This window comes from Afipia sp. Root123D2, from assembly GCF_001425835.1.
Taxonomy (GTDB): domain Bacteria; phylum Pseudomonadota; class Alphaproteobacteria; order Rhizobiales; family Xanthobacteraceae; genus Afipia.
Genome location: NZ_LMDP01000005.1, coordinates 18,394 through 34,831 on the forward strand (window position 1 = coordinate 18,394; position 16,438 = coordinate 34,831).

Here is a 16,438-nt window from a genome sequence, read left to right on the forward strand (position 1 = left end):
CCGGTAACCAGCCTACGGTCGATGCGAATCAATACGCGCAGCGACTGGGCTTAAGCGAGGTCTCTATGATTGCGCTTCCTTATGATTATTTCCTGATCGCATGGTTCGTCATCGCGGTTGCCTCCGCCGCGTACGTCGCCTTCGACCAGTTCAACGGCAATCCTGAGCCGACGGTGATGAAGTGGGGCTTCATCCTCGTCACGCTCTACATGGGACCGTTCGGTCTGCTACTTTACGTGCTGGCGGACAAAGAGCCGCATCCCGGCGAGCATGAGCGGTTCACCTCTCCGCTGTGGAAGCAGGGGATTGGAAGCACCATCCATTGCGTCGCCGGCGATGCCACTGGGATCATCCTCGCGGCCACAATAACGGCGCTCCTGGGCCTTCCGATGTGGATCGACCTGATTGTCGAGTACGTTGCCGGGTTCACGTTCGGCCTCTTCATCTTCCAGTCCCTGTTCATGAAGAAGATGATGGGCGGAACGTACTGGGAGAACGTGCGCAAGAGCTTCATGCCCGAGTTCATCAGCATGAACGCCATGATGGCGGGAATGGCGCCGACGATGAGCCTGCTGATGATGGGCCGTGACATGCGCGCCATGGACCCGCTCGAACTGGTCTTCTGGGGCGTGATGTCGCTCGGCGTCATGGTCGGGTTTGCGACGGCGTACCCGTTCAACGTCTGGATGGTGAAGAAGAAGATCAAACATGGTCTGATGACCGTGCGGGCAGAGGGCGGGGCGTCGCAGCCGCGTCAGGAAGCATATGGGAAACAGAGCGAAGCCGGACACCATGGCGGAATGCAGCATGGGGGCGGTCACCGGATGGGCAGCGAGGCCACGGTCCCGCAGTTGGTCGCGTTGGCCGGGGTAACTTCGTTTCTTCTGATCTCCGGAATGGTGGTGCCGGGATTTTCTGTGAACCTGGGTCTGAGCGTCCGCGACGTAGACGGCGCCATCATGCCTCCGGGCATGATCAACACCTTCGATCTTCCGGGCGAGGCGATGAAGGACATGGCGGCGGTCAAGCCAAGGCAGGTCGTCTATAAGGCGCCGCCCGATGCCAAGGGCGACCGCGTGCTCGAACCGCGCGTCGAGAACGGGGTCAAGGTATTCGATATCGAAGCTTCCATCATCCAATGGAACATTCTGCCGGACGTTGCGGTCGAAGCCTACGCCTACAACCGCCAGGTGCCCGGACCGCGGTTGCAGTTGACCGAGGGCGATCACGTCCGCATCAATTTCCACAACGCGCTTCCGGAAACCACGACCGTTCATTGGCACGGGCTGATCGTCCCGAACGAGATGGATGGTCCGGCGAAGATCACCCAGAAACCGGTGCCGCCCGGCGGATCCTACACCTACGAATTCACGGTCGGGCAAAGCGGCACGTATTTCTATCACAGCCACGACCATCCGGATCGCCAGCAGGCGCTGGGACTCTACGGCGCGTTGCTGATCGCGCCCAAGGACCCCGGTGCCGAAGTCAAAGCCGACCTCGATTACACGATCCAGCTGCAGGAATGGCTCAAACGCGAGTGGTTGACCTATCCGGCCATGCTGATGGAGGGAGCGTTCCCGAACTATTTCACCATTAACGGCAAGGCCTATCCCTCGACCGATACCGTTGCCATGAAGGTCGGTCAAACCATCAAGTTGCGATTCATCGGCACCAACAATAATTTCGTGCATCCTATGCATGTTCACGGCGGACCGTTCGAGGTCGTTGCCGTCGATGGCGTAACCCTGAACGAAGGTGCCAGATATCAGGCGGACACCGTCAATGTCGGACCCGGCCAGCGTTATGACGTTATCTGGACAGCGCGCAAACCCGGCAAATGGCTGGTGCATTGCCACATCCCGCATCACACGGCGAACAACAATGTCGAGCAGCAGGGCGGCGGAGGCCTGATGCTCGTTCTCGACGTGAAATGAGCTTCCGCTTCACCGCAAACAGGAAAACAAATGTCGAAGGCTTCAACGATCGCCATTGCATTGATCGCAGCAATCTTTTCAGGCGGAGCAGCCGTTGCTCATCCGCAACTCGAGACCTCCGAACCCGCCGCTGGCGCGACGACGTCGTCGCCCAAGCAGATCAGGATCACCTTCAATGAAGTGGTGATACCGAAATTCTCCGGAATCGAAATCAAGGACAAAGCGGGCCGAACGATTGCGACCGGGAAATCCCAGGCAGACCCGGCCGACAAGAAGCGGCTGGTGGTCCCGGTGAAGGAGGAATTGTCTCCCGGCGAGTACAAGGTCGATTGGCACGCCGTCTCGGACGACACCCATCGCGTCAAGGGCACCTATTCGTTCAGCGTGACCCGCTGATGATCGAAGCCGGACTCATCATCGCGCGGTTCTTGCACTATCTGGCGACAACGGCCCTCGCGGGGCTGTCGTTGTTTCCGCTCTATGCCTACGCGGGAGCCGAACCGGGCGTCTTGGGCCGCTGGCGGCAACGCTGGATTTTGTGGATCGCCGTTGCAGCACTGTTCAGCGGCCTATGCTGGTTTGCGTTTGCGGCCGCGAATATGAGCGGCAGCATGGCTGATCTCCTCGATGCGGAGACGCTGTGGGCGGTCGTCCACGACACGGGTTTTGGTACTGTTTGGACTCTGCGCATGCTCCTTGCGACCCTCATGGTTGGCGTGGCGGCCCGGGGTCTCCGTTCGAAGGGGACGGCGTATCATCAGAATTGGATGATGCCACTCCTGGCCGCAATCCTTTTGGCATCGTTGGCGGGGACGGGTCACGCCCAGATTGAGGAAGGCTGGGCTGGCGTCATGCACATTGTTGCCGATGCCGTACATCTTCTTGCCGCCGGAGTCTGGCTCGGCGGCCTCATTCCATTGGCGTTGATCCTGCATCGCTACCTCGGAACGGACCTGAACGTCGGACCGAAGGACATGGATCGAATTCTGATGCGGTTCTCCGGCATGGGATATCTTGCAGTCGCCGCGTTGATCGGGTCCGGCTTCGTCAATAGCTGGTTTCTGGTCGGATCGCTGTCCGGATTGCTGAACACGCCGTACGGCCAAATCCTTCTCGGGAAGCTTGCCCTGTTCGGTGGAATGCTCGCGCTTGCGATTGCGAACCGATTCTGGCTCGTTCCGTCGATGGGCAGGATTCGAAAGGATGCGGCCGAGGGATTGACGAGGTCGTCCGCCAGGCTGCGCAACCACGTGCTTGGAGAGCAGTTCTTGGGATGGATGGTTCTCCTGGCGGTCAGCATTCTCGGCACGATGCAGCCGGCCGCCGGGTAGTGACAATGGGATTATGTAAAGGATGATCCGCTTGGAAGGAGGCTCAAGATGAACACAGGTAACTTATCGCGGCGGAGCGCACTGGGAATTGTCGCGGTGGCATTGATCGCTCCGGCGGTTTCCGACGCTGCACAGAGCACCATTATCCGTGTTCACAAGGATCCGAGTTGCGGTTGCTGCTCAGGCTGGGTGCGGCATCTGGAATCTGCGGGGTTCAGCGTCGCGGTTCAAGAAGAGAGAAACCTTCAGGGCATCCGAAAGCACTTGAGCGTCCCGACCGATCTCGCCGCATGCCATACGGCCGAGGCGGGCGGGTACGTCATCGAGGGACATGTTCCGGCGGCGGCTATTCAGCGCCTATTGAAAGAGCGCCCCGTTGCGACAGGCGTGGCGGTCCCGGGAATGCCAGTGGGGTCGCCCGGTATGGAGGGCGGCACGCCCGAACGATATGCCGTTGTTCTGTTCGGGCCGGGCGGTCGACGCGCGTACATGGAATTCGAAGGCGTGCGTCCCGTTGGGTGAAGTGGTGCGAGCAGCCAAATATTTAGCTGGACCTACTTGTCGGTAATTGGCTGCATCGACCTTGTATGTTGTGCCGTCTCATCCATGGGTTTTGATATTAATCGCTGACGCAGACGGTCAATGCGTACTTCAATTGAAGTCGAGATGGTTCTGCGCGCGCGCATAGCAGGTCGCTCGATTAACAGCCACGATGGAAGTGCGACAGCCATGGCCAACATCAGCGAAAGCAGTGTTAGCAACCAAACGCTGATGCTTGGCTGCACCAACATCAATGTTTGTGTGATTGGCCAGCCGAATATGTAAATGCCATAGGAAAGATCGATGCGATTGGTGAGGCTGCGCAGACGACCGATGGGCAGTTTTCCAAGCCAGACAATTGCGTACCCTGTCGCAAAAAGCGAAACGATGCGCTCAAGAGGAGATCCAATCGTAAGCCAAAACAAAACGGATACTGCGCCCACCCCGAAGGCAGACAAAACGATCTGGCTCCGGAAAACATAAAATCCGATGCCTAGAGAAAAACACAACCAAAAGCGCGCCGCCTGATCGAGAGGGGTTGTGTCGTGTCCGAAACGAACGAACAGAACTCCTCCCGCAATAGCCCACGAGAGGCCGAGCAGCCAAGCAAACCGCCGTTTGGTCAGAAACCCAAGCCATCCGACAAATGCGAGCAACAAATAGCACGCCGCTTCATACTTCAGCGTCCAGATCGATGCATTCATGACGGAAGGATGTGGGTTCTCGCCGAAAACGCCGGGCAAACCTGTGGCCGCGGAACCCAGAAGCAGGGTGCTCAAGCCGTACCGCCAAACACGGGTGTCCGACAGGAATTGCGTCGGTGTGCAAGTCGTAACGATTGCTCCTACGAGGACCAGGAGCAGTGCGCAGACCCCGAGTGCAGGAAATATTCTGAGGCCGCGCGCAATCGTAAACTCAGTGATAGAGGGCGATTTAGCGAAACTTCCGGCAACCGTTAAGCCGGACAGAACGAAAAACACATTGACGGCATGATCACCCAGATTGAAGTAGGTGATGCTCGAAAGGATTTCATCGGCCTTGTGACCAGAGTGTAAGAAAACTGCATGAGAAATGACCACGGCCGAGGCGGCCAGTAGACGTAACAGGGTAAAGTTGTTCTGTTTCGGATCAAGAATGTCTCCGACACGGGTTAGTGCCATCTTCCCACCTATTTGAACGGCGTGATGTGCCGGATCGTTACGACATGAACCGCCGCTTCAATCATCAGCAAGAAGTGCGCCAACGGTATGAATCTACGAGGACGCGAGCGAGCTGAGAGACTTGATCGGAAGCGGGTCGCCGACCTCTCTCATCGGAAAGGCGACGACCGAGCGCCCCTGAAATCTTAACCGACAGGCATTTCTGAAAGGTTGAATTGAAGGCACGCCTGTCCAGGCAGTCATTTGCCAAATATTCACTTTGGGTTTTCCAGCTCCAGCGTCGTTCCTGGCTTCGTGCGACTGTTACAATTGCTGCCCCTAATCGAAACAGGTTTTCGACAACCGCGGCCATGGCCGCAGTTCTCGAATACGACTCGTTCGCGGCCAGGGCTTGTGCGATCCGATTCCGTCCGCCGCGTGCGTCAAGGCGCCGGCGTGATCGACTGGACGGTATAGGTGCCGCCGGAGCCGCTCAGGGTGAAATTGACCTTGTCGCCGGTCTTCACCTTTGCGAGATCGACCGACGGTGCAACCGCGAACTCCATCGTCATGGCGGGCCAGTTGATGGCGGGAATCGGACCGTGATCGAAGGTGATCTTGTGATCCGCGGCGTTTAGCGCCGTGACCGTACCGGTGGCGGTCGCGCTCTTTGCGGCCTTCGCGTCGCTCATCGGCGCCATCTTCTTCATGTCAGACATGCCCGTGCCGCCTTGCGCGGACGCGGAGCCTATCTGCAGCGTCAGGGTTGCGCTGATTAGCGCGGCGGCAAGAACCCCGGGACGCGAGGTCCAGCGATGGTTGTCGACGAAGTACATAGATATTCTCCTGTTTGGCTTGATGATTGGCAGAGACCACGAGGGCGTGGGTTGCTGGTGATGAACGATTGAACGGGAGCCGCTAGGACCGTCTTCGCGTCCATTGCCGCCGTTTCCGACGCGCAATTCTGTGAGGCCGCTCTTCCATCATTGCACGTTCTCCGCACGATGCAGGTCTAGCGTCGGCGTCAAATTCCGATGTCCACCGTCTTTCTCTTCGCCGTGCCACGGCGAGGCTGGCAACCCGTATCCCTTGACGATCGCAAAGATGGCGGGAATGACCACGAGGGTCAGCACGGTCGACGAAACCATGCCGCCAATCATCGGCACGGCAATGCGCTGCATGACCTCCGAGCCGGTCCCCGTGCTCCAGAGAATCGGCACCAGGCCCGCCATGATAGCGACGACCGTCATCATCTTGGGCCGCACCCGGTCCACCGCGCCGACCATGATCGCGTCGTACAGATCGACGCGCGTGAAAGGCTCGCAGGTAGCCGCGCGTTCCGCCTTCAATTCGGCCATGGCCTGTTCGAGGTAGATCAGCATGACGACGCCGGTCTCGGCCGCGACGCCGGCCAACGCGATGAAGCCAACGGCGACGGCGACCGACATGTTGAATCCCAGCCACCACATCAACCAGATGCCGCCGACCAGCGAGAACGGCAGCGACAACATCACGATAAGGGTGTCGGCCAGTTTCCGGAAATTAAGATAGAGCAGCAGGAAGATGATCAGCAATGTCACCGGCACGACGATCTTTAGCCGCGCTTCCGCGCGCTCCAGATATTCAAATTGCCCGCTCCAAGAGACATAATAGCCCGGCGGAAACTTGACCTTCTGCGCGACCGCCTGCTGCGCCTCCGCGACGTAGCCGCCCAGATCGCGACCGGTAATGTCGACGTAGATGTAAACCGCGAGTTGACCGTTCTCGGTGCGAATGGACGTGGCGCCGCGGGTCAATTTCACGCTGGCGACCTGGCCGAGCGGAACGCTTCCGCCGGCCGCCAGCGGCACCTGGACATCGGTGCTGATCGTTTGCGGGCTGGAGCGCAACGCGCGCGGGTACCGGATGTTGACGGCATAACGCTCCCGGCCTTCGACCGTCGTGGTGACAGTTTCACCGCCGAGTGCCGTGGAGATCACGTCCTGGATATCACTGATCGTCAGCCCGTAGCGACCCAACGCCAAACGATCGGGGATGATCTCCAAATAGTATCCGCCGATCACGCGCTCCGCGTAGGCGCTTGAGGTACCGGGCACCGATCTGACCACCCCTTCGACTTCGCGGGCGATCTTCTCCATTTCTCCAAGATCCTTGCCGAAAATCTTGATCCCGACGGGGGTGCGGATTCCGGTCGACAGCATGTCGATGCGAGCGCGGATCGGCATTGTCCAAGCATTCGACACCCCAGGAAACTGGAGCGCCTTGTCCATCTCGGCCTTGAGACTGTCGATCGTCACGCCGGGCCGCCATTCCGATTTCGGCTTCAAATTGATGATGGTCTCGAACATCTCGGTCGGCGCCGGATCGGTCGCGGTCGAGGCGCGGCCCGCTTTGCCATAGACGGACGCGACTTCGGGAAACGACTTGATGATGCGATCCTGAGTCTGCAACAGCTCCGCCGCCTTGGTGATGGACAGACCGGGCAGCGTCGTCGGCATGTACATCAACGTGCCTTCATTGAGGCTCGGCATGAACTCGCTGCCGAGTTGGCGGGCAGGCCAAATCGTCACCGCAAGCGCCACCAGCGCAAACACGATCGTCAATGTCTTGGCGTTGAGAACCCACCGGATCACCGGTCGGTACACCCAGATCAGGAACCTGTTCACCGGATTCTTGTGTTCCGAGATGATGCGCCCGCGGACGAAGATGACCATCAGGGCAGGCACCAGCGTGATCGAGAGCAGGGCGGCCGCGGCCATCGAAAATGTTTTAGTGTAGGCGAGCGGCCCGAACATGCGTCCTTCCTGCGCCTCCAGGGTAAAGATCGGCAGGAACGAGACGGTGATCACCAGCAAACTGAAGAACAGCGATGGTCCGACCTCGCTCGCCGCATTGATTAAGATCTGCGTCCGCGGCGTTCCGGGCTCCGCGCGCTCCAGGTGCTTGTGTGCATTTTCGATCATGACGATCGCTGCGTCGATCATGGCGCCGACCGCGATAGCGATGCCGCCAAGGCTCATGATGTTGGCGCCGAGCCCCATGAATTTCATGGCGGCGAAGGCCATCAGGATGCCGACGGGGAGCATCAGAATGGCCACGAGGGCGCTGCGCAGGTGAAGCAGGAAAATGAAGCAAACGAAGGCAACGATGATGCTCTCTTCGAGCAGCGTGCCCTTGAGGGTCTCGATGGCCGCCTTGATCAGTTCGGAGCGATCATAGACCGAGATGATCTCGACGCCCTTGGGCAGGCTTGAAGCGATCTCGGCGAGGCGCGCCTTCACGTTGTCGATGACTGTGAGGGCGTTGGCGCCGAACCGCTGCAACGCGATGCCGCTGACAACCTCTCCGTCGCCGTTGAGTTCGGTAATTCCTCGCCGCTCGTCCGGACCGAGTTCGACGCGAGCAACGTCCCGCAATCGAAGCGGAGCCCCCGCGTCGGTCTTCAGCACGATGTTCTCGATGTCCTCGATGCCCCTGAGGTAGCCGCGGCCGCGGACGACGAATTCAAACTCCGACAGTTCCACGGTGCGACCGCCAACATCCATGTTGCTCGCCCGGACGGCACTGCGGAGCTTGTCCAGCGAGATGCCCTGGGCGCGCAATTTCTGCGGATCGACGACGATGTTGTATTGCTTGACGAAGCCGCCGACGCTGGCCACTTCCGCAACGCCTTCGGCATTGGAAATGCCATACCGAACGATCCAGTCCTGGACCGACCGCAGTTCGGCGAGGGTCATGTTCTTGGCCACGACGGCGTACTGGTAGACCCAGCCCACGCCGGTTGCGTCGGGCCCAAGAGTGGGTGTCACGCCGGCAGGAAGCCGGCGCGCTACGGTGTTGAGATATTCCAACACGCGCGAGCGTGCCCAGTAGGGATCCGTGCCGTCCTCGAAGATGACGTAGACAAAGGACACGCCGAAAAACGAGAAGCCCCGCACCACCTTCGATTTCGGCACCGTCAGCATCGCGGTGGTCAATGGATAGGTCACCTGATCCTCGACGACCTGCGGCGCTTGCCCGGGATATTCGGTGTAGACGATCACCTGCACGTCGGAGAGATCGGGGATGGCATCGAGCGGCAGGGTGCGCAGCGCATAGATGCCCGCCATGACTGCGAATACCGTCCCGATCAGGACGAGCATGAGATTCCGCGCCGACCAGGCGATCAGGCGGGCGATCATTTCGATTTCTCTCCGTCTGTAAATGCCTGCAAGGCGGATTTCAGGTTGCTTTCGGCATCGATCAGGAAGTTGGCGGCAACGACAACGCGATCGCCTTCGCCGACCCCTTCGCGGATCTCAGTGTAGTCCTCGCCGTGCGTGCCGACCTTGACTTCACGCGGCTCGAAACGGCCTTCGCCTTTGTCGATGAAAACGATCTGCCGCGCTCCGGTATCGATCACCGCGCCGTTGGGTACCGCGATCACGGGCTTTTCCGCACCGAACGCGATTTCAACATCGGCGAACATGTCGGGAAGAAGCACGTCGTCCGGATTGGGTAGTTCGATACGCACCTTGGTGGTGCGCGTCTCGGTGTTGACCTGGGGATAGATCAAGGCGACGGATCCCTTGAATTCACGTCCCGGCAGGCTGCGGAGCTTGATGGTTGCCGCCGAGCCGATCTTCACGGCATCGATATCCTGTTCGGCGACGTCGGCGATCACCCAGATCACGGAGGTGTCGGCCAGCCGAAACAGCACGTCGCCCGGCATCGCCCGCATGCCTTCGACCGCCGTTCGTTCCAGAATCACGCCATCGCGGGGGGCCGTCCAGGTAATGGTCAGCGGCACCGTTTTGGTGCGTTCGATGTCGGCGATCACGTCGGCGGGCACGGCAAGGTTTTCGAGTCGCCGCCGCGCGCCCTCGACCAGTTGCTTGCGCCCCGCGAGATTGGCTGTTCCAGCACTGTCCCCGACGATGGAGAGATATTGGGCGCCGGCGGATGCCACATCCGGGGAATAAAGTTTCAGAAGGGGCTGTCCCTTGGTGACATGATCGCCTGTCGTAACGTTCTCGACGCTTTCGATGAACGACTGCGCCCGCAACGAAATGACGGCCACGCGCCGCTCATCGAGCTTGATCGTTCCGGGGGCGCGGATGGGCCTCGTCACGGTGCGCAGAGCGGCGGGCTCGGAGCGCACGCCGGTGCGCTGCAGCTTGCCCGGTGAAATCTGGATCGTGGAGGCGTCGTTCTCACCCTCGTAGACGGCGATGTAGTCCATTCCCATCGAATCCTTTTTCGGGACGGGAGAGGTGTCGGGAAGACCCATTGGATTGCGATAGAAGAGAATTCGCTTGGCTCCGGAGTTGGCGTCCTGGGTTGGCGCTGCGGTTTCCCGAGGATTGTCGAAGCTGACGTCTTCGCTGGTATGAACGGCGATATACGATCGCCCGTCCGGCGTCGTCCTGGCATCCTTGGAATAGAGCGCCTTGCCGTCGGGGTCGCGGTAGTAAATGACCGGACCTGAGCCTGCGGGTTGGCTGGGGTGGGATCCGAGCATGGCTGCGATGCGTGGCGGGATCCAGTCGGGCAACGCCGGATCGGAGTGGCCGAGACGATAGCCAAGTCCCAGCGTTGCGGCGAGGGCGCTGATCGCGAACACCATGAGCACGATCCGTTTCGCGGTCGATCTTCCGGCTCGGGCGCGGCGCGTCATATGTCCATCTTCGAATGGATGGTAATCAGTCAACTTGTCCATCAATAGTGTGCCCCTGATGCGGCTTGCGCGGAAGAATGCAATTGAACCCTCTGGCGACCGCTCGACGTTCGGAAGGAGATCGCGAGCCGTCCCCCCCGCCCGGGATGATCTGACGATCCTTCAATCCCCACGAACCATTGCCCGGACCCGAGGCGGTTCGTCGGCAAGGCAAGACGAGCTTGCAGACGAACCACCTGTTAGTTCGCGCCGCATACCGAACCGGTTACAGATTCACGACGACGTGAAAGCTTCGCCCAAGTGGTCCTTCGTGCTGCGAAACAATAGGGCGGCGATGAACGGTCCACCGCGGCTGGTTTCATCCGCGGCCGTCTTTTTGTTCCGGCGTATTCTGCTTGTCGTGACGCTCGTTGCTGGATTTCATCATATGATTGCAGCTTTCCATCATTTGCTGCATTTGGCCCATCATGTTCATCATTCCCTGTGAGCCGTTGCCCATCATGGGTTGATTGTTTTCCGTCGGTTTCTTCGGCGGCGTCGACGTCTCGTCCGCCCGGACGGCTGCGGAAGCCGCCAAGGACGCAATCAATGTGAGCGGGATGAGCGTGGTGATCTTCATCTTGTTGCCTTTCCTAAAGTTTGGACTCGCGTCACTGGTCAACGCGAGTTGCGGTGCGGTTTGGTGCAGACTGCGACGCTTCGCGTCGGTCGCATCCCGAGGCATTGCCACGAGAACACAGGTGCAGGGCGCACATCGCCAGACAGGGGAGTGCGGGCAGCAGGAACGGTCCGATGCCCGACGCAACGAGCCAAGGCCAGCCGAGCGCGGCTCCGGCAAGCAACGCCGACGTGGCCAGAATCAGCCACAACGTGCGGCTGCGGAAGCCAAACGTGCCGGGCATCCGACGGCGCAGATCTCGCCTATCCAACGCCGACGTCAACCACGTCATGGTCGCGTCTCCTGTCATGGTCTCCTGTCATGCACGACAATTGCACTTTGGGCGCCCGCTTCAGAGGGCGAGCGTCATCTATTAGTTCGCGAAGGGGCGCACGCCGGTTACATGCTCACGCCTTCGTGAGATCGACCGGATGAGCGGTTTTCTCGGCACGGACAAACAGGTGATATGCCGTCTTCCATCGTGGCTGCACTCATCGCCGCCGCCGCGACCTTCAGCATTCATGTTGGTGTAGACGAAGTAAGAATTTGGTCTTTCCACCGCGCAATGCCCGGGCGCGCCCAATGCCAGCCTACCAACGCAGCAGTTTGGGGCCGAGCACGGCGCCGGCGACCGTGCACAACACGATCGTGCCCCCATACCAGAGCGCAATGAAGGGAAGCAGGTCATCCATGCAATGCAAAGCATAAGCGGTCGCGCTGACGCCGCCGGCGACCAGCCCGGCGAGCGCACCGGTGTGGACCAAATCCGTCGGGGCCGCGAGGCGGACCGCCGCCATGATTGCGGCGAACGGTACGACCGCCACCGTGGGGATGGCGATCAGGCATTCGAGCCAGTAACTGCCGAACACCATGGTCTCCCAGTGCGACCGCGGTGCCGTGGCAAGACTGATGGCTGCGATGATCATGGACGCGAGAAACGGCAGGACCGTGACGGCAAACCGGACCCCAAATTCGCCGCCAGGACGGATGTATTTGACAAGGTAATGCGAGGCCAAGATCACGATTGACAAACTGAAGGTCAGTTTTGCGAGTAGGAAGATTTTGGCGTGCATCTCTCTGAGGTCGGCGCGAACGCCGAGGACGAAGACCACCGCCAGCAGGGATGCCGCGGCTCCTATCAAGATTGCATTCCGGACGTTCCGGACGACCTCCCGCGTGTCGACCGGGTCGACCTGCGAACTGAGCATGGAAATCAATTCGTTGGTTTTCACGCTTTGGTCTCCCGTGCAATCAATGCCGTGAGGATCTTCAGCCCACGGTGAATGTTGACCTTGACGGCGGATGGCGACATCCCGCTACGATCGGCGGCTTCGGTCACGCTCAAGCCGTCGAGCTTCACGTATTGGAGCGAAAGTCTCATTCGTTCCGGTAACCTTTCAAAGAGCTTGGCGAGATCGAGCTGGCTTTCGGCGGCGGCGTTGTCGTTGGATGCCAGGATGTATTCGGCGTTTTCCAAGGGTACGTGCGCCGTCGTGGTCCTGGTGCGTCGCAAATGGTCGATAAGCTTGTAGCGGGCAATAGCGTACACCCACGGCGTCAGCGGCTGCTCCGGATCGTAGGTGTGACGTTGCATATGGATGACGATCAATGCCTCCTGCACGAGATCTTCAGTTTCTTCGGCCGCGCGTCCGGATCGCAAAAGTCTGCTCTTGTAGTAGCTTCGCAGATGTCCGCTCAAAGCCGTCAGCAGCGATCGATGCGCATTGGAATCGCCTTCGAGGCTCGCCGTCATGAGTGCTTTGAGCTCGGACTCCTTTGTCATCTCTCCCTCATTTGATTCGAACGGAGAATGCCCGCGGTTACACGCTCACGGGATCGTGAGTGCAGTGACCGCGACAGGCGGAGGTCAGGAGAGATCACAAAAAGATAGCACATCGGCATGGTTCCTCGATCAGACCGTTCAACGCTTCGATCCGACCGAGGATTATAGCGTGCTTTTGACGAGGGCAAGCTGCGGCGCCGCAACGAATTCCTCGGCCATCGAACAGTTCTGCGAGTGGTTCTGGATGAAGACGGCGCTTGTGGCGACAGAGCTGGCTTTCGACGTTAACCGGCCGAGCGGCCCGGGGGGATCGGAACTGAGGAATATGGGAGGTTTGCACGAAGGGCACGTCTCGGTCGCCGCGTCTGCCCGACTCCAAAGTATGCGGTCGCGCTCACATCGTCGTGACCTGTAACCCGCCCGATCTCTCGCTCGAACTCATCTACATGCGATCCATTCAGGATCTGACGATCAAGCCGAGCCGGGAGACGAAAATGGGCAAATCAAGCCTGGTTGCATTTCTGCCGCTGTTGCTGATCGCTGCCGCGTCGCCAAGCTTTGCGCACACGAACGGGATCGAAATGGGTTCGGCTCTCCGAACCAAGCCTGCGGAGCGGGCGGCTTCCGTAGTCTCGCGCGACGGCTGGGTCGGTACCCTGCGTTCGCTTCCGAAAACTTGCAGCTATCGCGGCGGACCGAAAACAGGCATGTGGTCGTGCGTACTAAACGTACGACGTTATGAACGGCGGAAGCCTTCGTTGAACTGATTTCCGGGTGTGCCCATCGCCTAGCATGACGGCATCCCTCAGGAACGAACCCACATCATGAATCTTTCATGCGGGATGGCGATTCAGTATCCAAAGCTCGATTAGATCCCAATAGCGGGCCATTTCAACTGCGTGGTCATGAGAGAATAAAAAGAGAATATTGGCGATCTGACAGGAGCATGCTGAAGTCGTTACGGTTGATTCCAGGACCGATGCAGAACGACGTCGTTGCTCAACCTGAGCGATGTTAATTTTCACTGCACTAGGCGTTGACCGCGCGCATTCTGGGAACGCAACCTTGGTTTTCACGACGGACACAAGCATGACGGACCGCAGAAGGATATCCCGGCGAATATGCCCGCAAGAATGTTAGGCGATCGGGCGGCCGTGATCTTTTGCATTTCCTGGTGAGATCGGAAGGTTCTGTCCTGCCGAGATGCAGGAGGTTATGGTTTCTTGGTGTCCCTGGAGCGCGTGATCGCGACTTTACGCTCTGCGAGTTTGTTTGGCCGATTCTTTCCTCTCGCTGTAACGATCTGTGAAATATCCGGTTACGCGGCATGTCAACAACGTGAACTTTATAGGCTCTTCCCTGAGGACGACGGCTTCATCGACCCGGCGGCATCGAATTGTTCATAGGCGTTTGCGACCGATCACTGGTTGGGAAATCGCGATCGTCCGCATCCATCGGCCGAGGACACGGATTGATTGACAGCATTGAACGATTGGAGAACCGCCGCACGCCTGCATGACGGCCAGCATCTTGTGCGTCGGCAGCACCGCGCCGTACGACAGAAATTAATCCCGTCCGAAGGCCCGTCCCATTGAGCGTGACGCCGGCTTCCAGATGGCCGGTTACCGTGACGGTATCCCACGAAGATGGCAACGCTTTGGGGCCTTACCATATCCGCCGCCAACGCGGCAGCGGAAGAGACCCAACGCGACCAGTCCTAGTAGCACGGCATTCTTCATTGCAGCTCCGCCCACGGCAACGCTAGCCTCAACATTCGCTTTCACTGGAATGCTGCCACGAAAAGCATCATATCCTTTGATGTGGCGAGCTGTGATGCAGAGCCCAGAGTTCGACAACGGCAATTGTTGCGACGATGATTCCCACCACGAGATGAACCTGCATCGCCATGGCATCGTCGTGGAAGCTGAGAACCCAAGGGCAGACCGCCAACCACGCGCCGATAGTGAGGTTGATCCATTCCTCCTGTTCGAAGAACATCGGAATCGAGACCGGCTTGAGGAGGTCGGCAATCGAAAAAATAGCGACGATGCCGATGGCGGCACCGGCCATCCAAGACGTATGCCATCCGAGCCGAGAGCTGAAGCCGAATATCCAGGGCGATAGAAACAGAAACCCGCCCAGGGCGAGATTGGCGACGTCTATAATAGCTTCGGTTTTCCAGCTTTGCTTGAGCATAGCGACCTCGCTTTGTGAAGGCCACACGATGTAGTTACAATGACACTATAGCCCCTTTAACCTGGAATTTTCCAAGGATTTTCGGACCGGTCACGTTGGGCAGCGGGCGTCGCTGTTCGATGCGATCGTCGCCAGGGCCGGCCCCGCCCCGAAATCGCGGCGGCCAGACAGCCGTGGCCAGCAGAAATCCCGCTCTCGCCTTCATCTCGTGTAACCGGGCGGTCGCTTGACCCGAACTTATTTGAGAAGCGCATGCAAAGCGCAATGGAAAAGCGCAAGGACCGCAACTGCCCTAACCCACGAGGGATGGCGATACCCGAGGAGCTGCGGTCGATTCATTGGTGCGCGCCGCACGCTTCTGTTTCACCGGCCGCCGGCAAACTATCTGCAGCGCGAGAACGAGAAAATCGCGATCGCGCTCTAGCACAAAGGGGCCAACCGACGGCGGTCAAGCTGTCGACTGCAAACACTACGGGAGGTCGCATCGCCGGGGAAAATCCGCGACGGCGTGCGAATCATTGAGTATCGACGACGGAGGCAGATGGATGCATGCAAACATATTCTGGGGAGGCATAGCGATCTCGATCGTCGTCGTGTCATGGTTTTTCTATCGTCTTGTCGTGCCGAGCAACTGGCGTGAATGGAGCCGGGCGGGACTCGTGCAAGCATTCATCATTGCGTTTTATGCCGAGATGTATGGATTTCCCGTTACGATCTATCTACTGACGCGGATTTTCGGTCTGGACGTCGCCGGCAACTTTTGGGACGAGAATCTCTGGGTTTATCTAACCGGCGACTGGTGGGTGATGCCGGTTTCGATGGCGATTGGCTACACGGTTGTATTTTCGGGGATCACGCTGCTGATCGCAGGTTGGCGTGAGGTTTATCGAGCGACTGCAAAAAGACGGCTCGCCTCCGAGGGGCCTTACGCTTTTGTGCGCCATCCGCAATATAGCGGCATTTTCCTCGCCCTTTTTGGTGAAGGCGTCGTGCATTGGCCGACAATATTTTCACTTGCGGCCTTTCCTATCATCGTCATCGCCTACCAGCGTCTGGCTCGAAAGGAGGAGAGGCAGATGCTCATACGGTTCGGCGATGAATATCAGAACTATCAAAAGCGCGTACCGATGTTCTTGCCGGATCGTTGCTGTTGGCGTGCAGCTCTTGGTGACCGGCCGTCTCGAGAGAAGCAATAGCAGGA

At 59.1% G+C, this 16,438-nt stretch carries 14 protein-coding genes; 5 read left to right on the forward strand and 9 right to left on the reverse strand.

Going from position 1 to position 16,438, the window contains the following annotated elements:
• Positions 1 to 65 precede the first annotated feature (65 nt).
• The 4 genes from ASC80_RS21570 to ASC80_RS21585 are packed head-to-tail and all read left to right on the forward strand — an operon-like array spanning position 66 to position 3,787.
• Positions 66 to 1,934: a multicopper oxidase domain-containing protein gene (locus tag ASC80_RS21570; RefSeq protein WP_044409029.1), complete on the forward strand. Its 1,869-nt coding sequence runs from the start codon at positions 66 to 68 to the stop codon at positions 1,932 to 1,934.
• A 30-nt stretch (positions 1,935 to 1,964) separates the two neighbouring features.
• Positions 1,965 to 2,330 (forward strand): copper homeostasis periplasmic binding protein CopC, encoded by a 366-nt coding sequence (gene copC / locus ASC80_RS21575; RefSeq protein WP_044409032.1) that lies wholly within the window; start codon positions 1,965 to 1,967, stop codon positions 2,328 to 2,330.
• Complete coding sequence (gene copD, locus ASC80_RS21580; RefSeq protein ID WP_044409035.1) at positions 2,330 to 3,265, forward strand: copper homeostasis membrane protein CopD; 936 nt, start codon at positions 2,330 to 2,332, stop codon at positions 3,263 to 3,265. The genes copC and copD overlap by 1 nt, the downstream gene beginning before the upstream one ends.
• Positions 3,266 to 3,313: 48 nt before the next feature.
• Positions 3,314 to 3,787: a DUF411 domain-containing protein gene (locus ASC80_RS21585; protein ID WP_044409038.1), complete on the forward strand. Its 474-nt coding sequence runs from the start codon at positions 3,314 to 3,316 to the stop codon at positions 3,785 to 3,787.
• 32 nt (positions 3,788 to 3,819) lie between these two features.
• Here the strand turns inward: ASC80_RS21585 and ASC80_RS21590 are convergent, their stop codons facing one another.
• From ASC80_RS21590 to ASC80_RS21640, 9 genes are all read right to left on the reverse strand, one after another.
• Complete coding sequence (locus ASC80_RS21590) at positions 3,820 to 4,965, reverse strand: acyltransferase family protein (protein ID WP_173427338.1); 1,146 nt, start codon at positions 4,963 to 4,965, stop codon at positions 3,820 to 3,822.
• A gap of 422 nt (positions 4,966 to 5,387) precedes the next feature.
• Positions 5,388 to 5,780, reverse strand: coding sequence for a copper-binding protein (locus ASC80_RS21595; protein WP_044409041.1), 393 nt, complete (start codon positions 5,778 to 5,780; stop codon positions 5,388 to 5,390).
• Positions 5,781 to 5,927: 147 nt separating this feature from the next.
• On the reverse strand, positions 5,928 to 9,125 hold the full coding sequence (locus ASC80_RS21600) for an efflux RND transporter permease subunit (RefSeq protein ID WP_044409044.1): 3,198 nt from the start codon (positions 9,123 to 9,125) through the stop codon (positions 5,928 to 5,930).
• Positions 9,122 to 10,642 carry an efflux RND transporter periplasmic adaptor subunit gene (locus tag ASC80_RS21605; protein ID WP_044409047.1) on the reverse strand — a complete coding sequence of 507 codons (1,521 nt, stop codon included), beginning with the start codon at positions 10,640 to 10,642 and terminating at the stop codon, positions 9,122 to 9,124. The genes ASC80_RS21600 and ASC80_RS21605 overlap by 4 nt, the downstream gene beginning before the upstream one ends.
• A 316-nt stretch (positions 10,643 to 10,958) precedes the next feature.
• Positions 10,959 to 11,219 (reverse strand): hypothetical protein, encoded by a 261-nt coding sequence (locus ASC80_RS21610; protein ID WP_044409050.1) that lies wholly within the window; start codon positions 11,217 to 11,219, stop codon positions 10,959 to 10,961.
• Positions 11,220 to 11,250: 31 nt separating this feature from the next.
• On the reverse strand, positions 11,251 to 11,550 hold the full coding sequence (locus ASC80_RS21615; RefSeq protein WP_056302046.1) for a hypothetical protein: 300 nt from the start codon (positions 11,548 to 11,550) through the stop codon (positions 11,251 to 11,253).
• A 298-nt stretch (positions 11,551 to 11,848) separates the two neighbouring features.
• Positions 11,849 to 12,490, reverse strand: a complete 642-nt coding sequence (locus ASC80_RS21620) for an NrsF family protein (protein WP_044409053.1) — start codon at positions 12,488 to 12,490, stop codon at positions 11,849 to 11,851.
• Positions 12,487 to 13,041: a sigma-70 family RNA polymerase sigma factor gene (locus tag ASC80_RS21625; protein ID WP_044409056.1), complete on the reverse strand. Its 555-nt coding sequence runs from the start codon at positions 13,039 to 13,041 to the stop codon at positions 12,487 to 12,489. The genes ASC80_RS21620 and ASC80_RS21625 overlap by 4 nt, the downstream gene beginning before the upstream one ends.
• 1,806 nt (positions 13,042 to 14,847) lie before the next feature.
• On the reverse strand, positions 14,848 to 15,237 hold the full coding sequence (locus tag ASC80_RS21640; protein WP_044409064.1) for an SPW repeat protein: 390 nt from the start codon (positions 15,235 to 15,237) through the stop codon (positions 14,848 to 14,850).
• 545 nt (positions 15,238 to 15,782) lie between these two features.
• On the opposite strand from ASC80_RS21640, the gene ASC80_RS21645 reads away from it, so the two are divergent.
• Complete coding sequence (locus ASC80_RS21645) at positions 15,783 to 16,433, forward strand: methyltransferase family protein (RefSeq protein WP_044409067.1); 651 nt, start codon at positions 15,783 to 15,785, stop codon at positions 16,431 to 16,433.
• Positions 16,434 to 16,438: the final 5 nt, after the last annotated feature.

What these genes read in the sequence shown, in the direction of transcription:
- copD (WP_044409035.1), top strand. Translation starts at nt 2,330, where the DNA reads ATGATCGAAGCCGGACTCATCATCGCGCGGTTCTTGCACTATCTGGCG.
- ASC80_RS21570 (WP_044409029.1), top strand. Translation starts at nt 66, where the DNA reads ATGATTGCGCTTCCTTATGATTATTTCCTGATCGCATGGTTCGTCATC.
- ASC80_RS21615 (WP_056302046.1), bottom strand. Translation starts at nt 11,550, where the DNA reads ATGACGTGGTTGACGTCGGCGTTGGATAGGCGAGATCTGCGCCGTCGG.
- ASC80_RS21625 (WP_044409056.1), bottom strand. Translation starts at nt 13,041, where the DNA reads ATGACAAAGGAGTCCGAGCTCAAAGCACTCATGACGGCGAGCCTCGAA.
- copC (WP_044409032.1), top strand. Translation starts at nt 1,965, where the DNA reads ATGTCGAAGGCTTCAACGATCGCCATTGCATTGATCGCAGCAATCTTT.
- ASC80_RS21600 (WP_044409044.1), bottom strand. Translation starts at nt 9,125, where the DNA reads ATGATCGCCCGCCTGATCGCCTGGTCGGCGCGGAATCTCATGCTCGTC.
- ASC80_RS21595 (WP_044409041.1), bottom strand. Translation starts at nt 5,780, where the DNA reads ATGTACTTCGTCGACAACCATCGCTGGACCTCGCGTCCCGGGGTTCTT.
- ASC80_RS21640 (WP_044409064.1), bottom strand. Translation starts at nt 15,237, where the DNA reads ATGCTCAAGCAAAGCTGGAAAACCGAAGCTATTATAGACGTCGCCAAT.
- ASC80_RS21590 (WP_173427338.1), bottom strand. Translation starts at nt 4,965, where the DNA reads ATGGCACTAACCCGTGTCGGAGACATTCTTGATCCGAAACAGAACAAC.
- ASC80_RS21585 (WP_044409038.1), top strand. Translation starts at nt 3,314, where the DNA reads ATGAACACAGGTAACTTATCGCGGCGGAGCGCACTGGGAATTGTCGCG.
- ASC80_RS21645 (WP_044409067.1), top strand. Translation starts at nt 15,783, where the DNA reads ATGCATGCAAACATATTCTGGGGAGGCATAGCGATCTCGATCGTCGTC.
- ASC80_RS21610 (WP_044409050.1), bottom strand. Translation starts at nt 11,219, where the DNA reads ATGAAGATCACCACGCTCATCCCGCTCACATTGATTGCGTCCTTGGCG.
- ASC80_RS21605 (WP_044409047.1), bottom strand. Translation starts at nt 10,642, where the DNA reads ATGGACAAGTTGACTGATTACCATCCATTCGAAGATGGACATATGACG.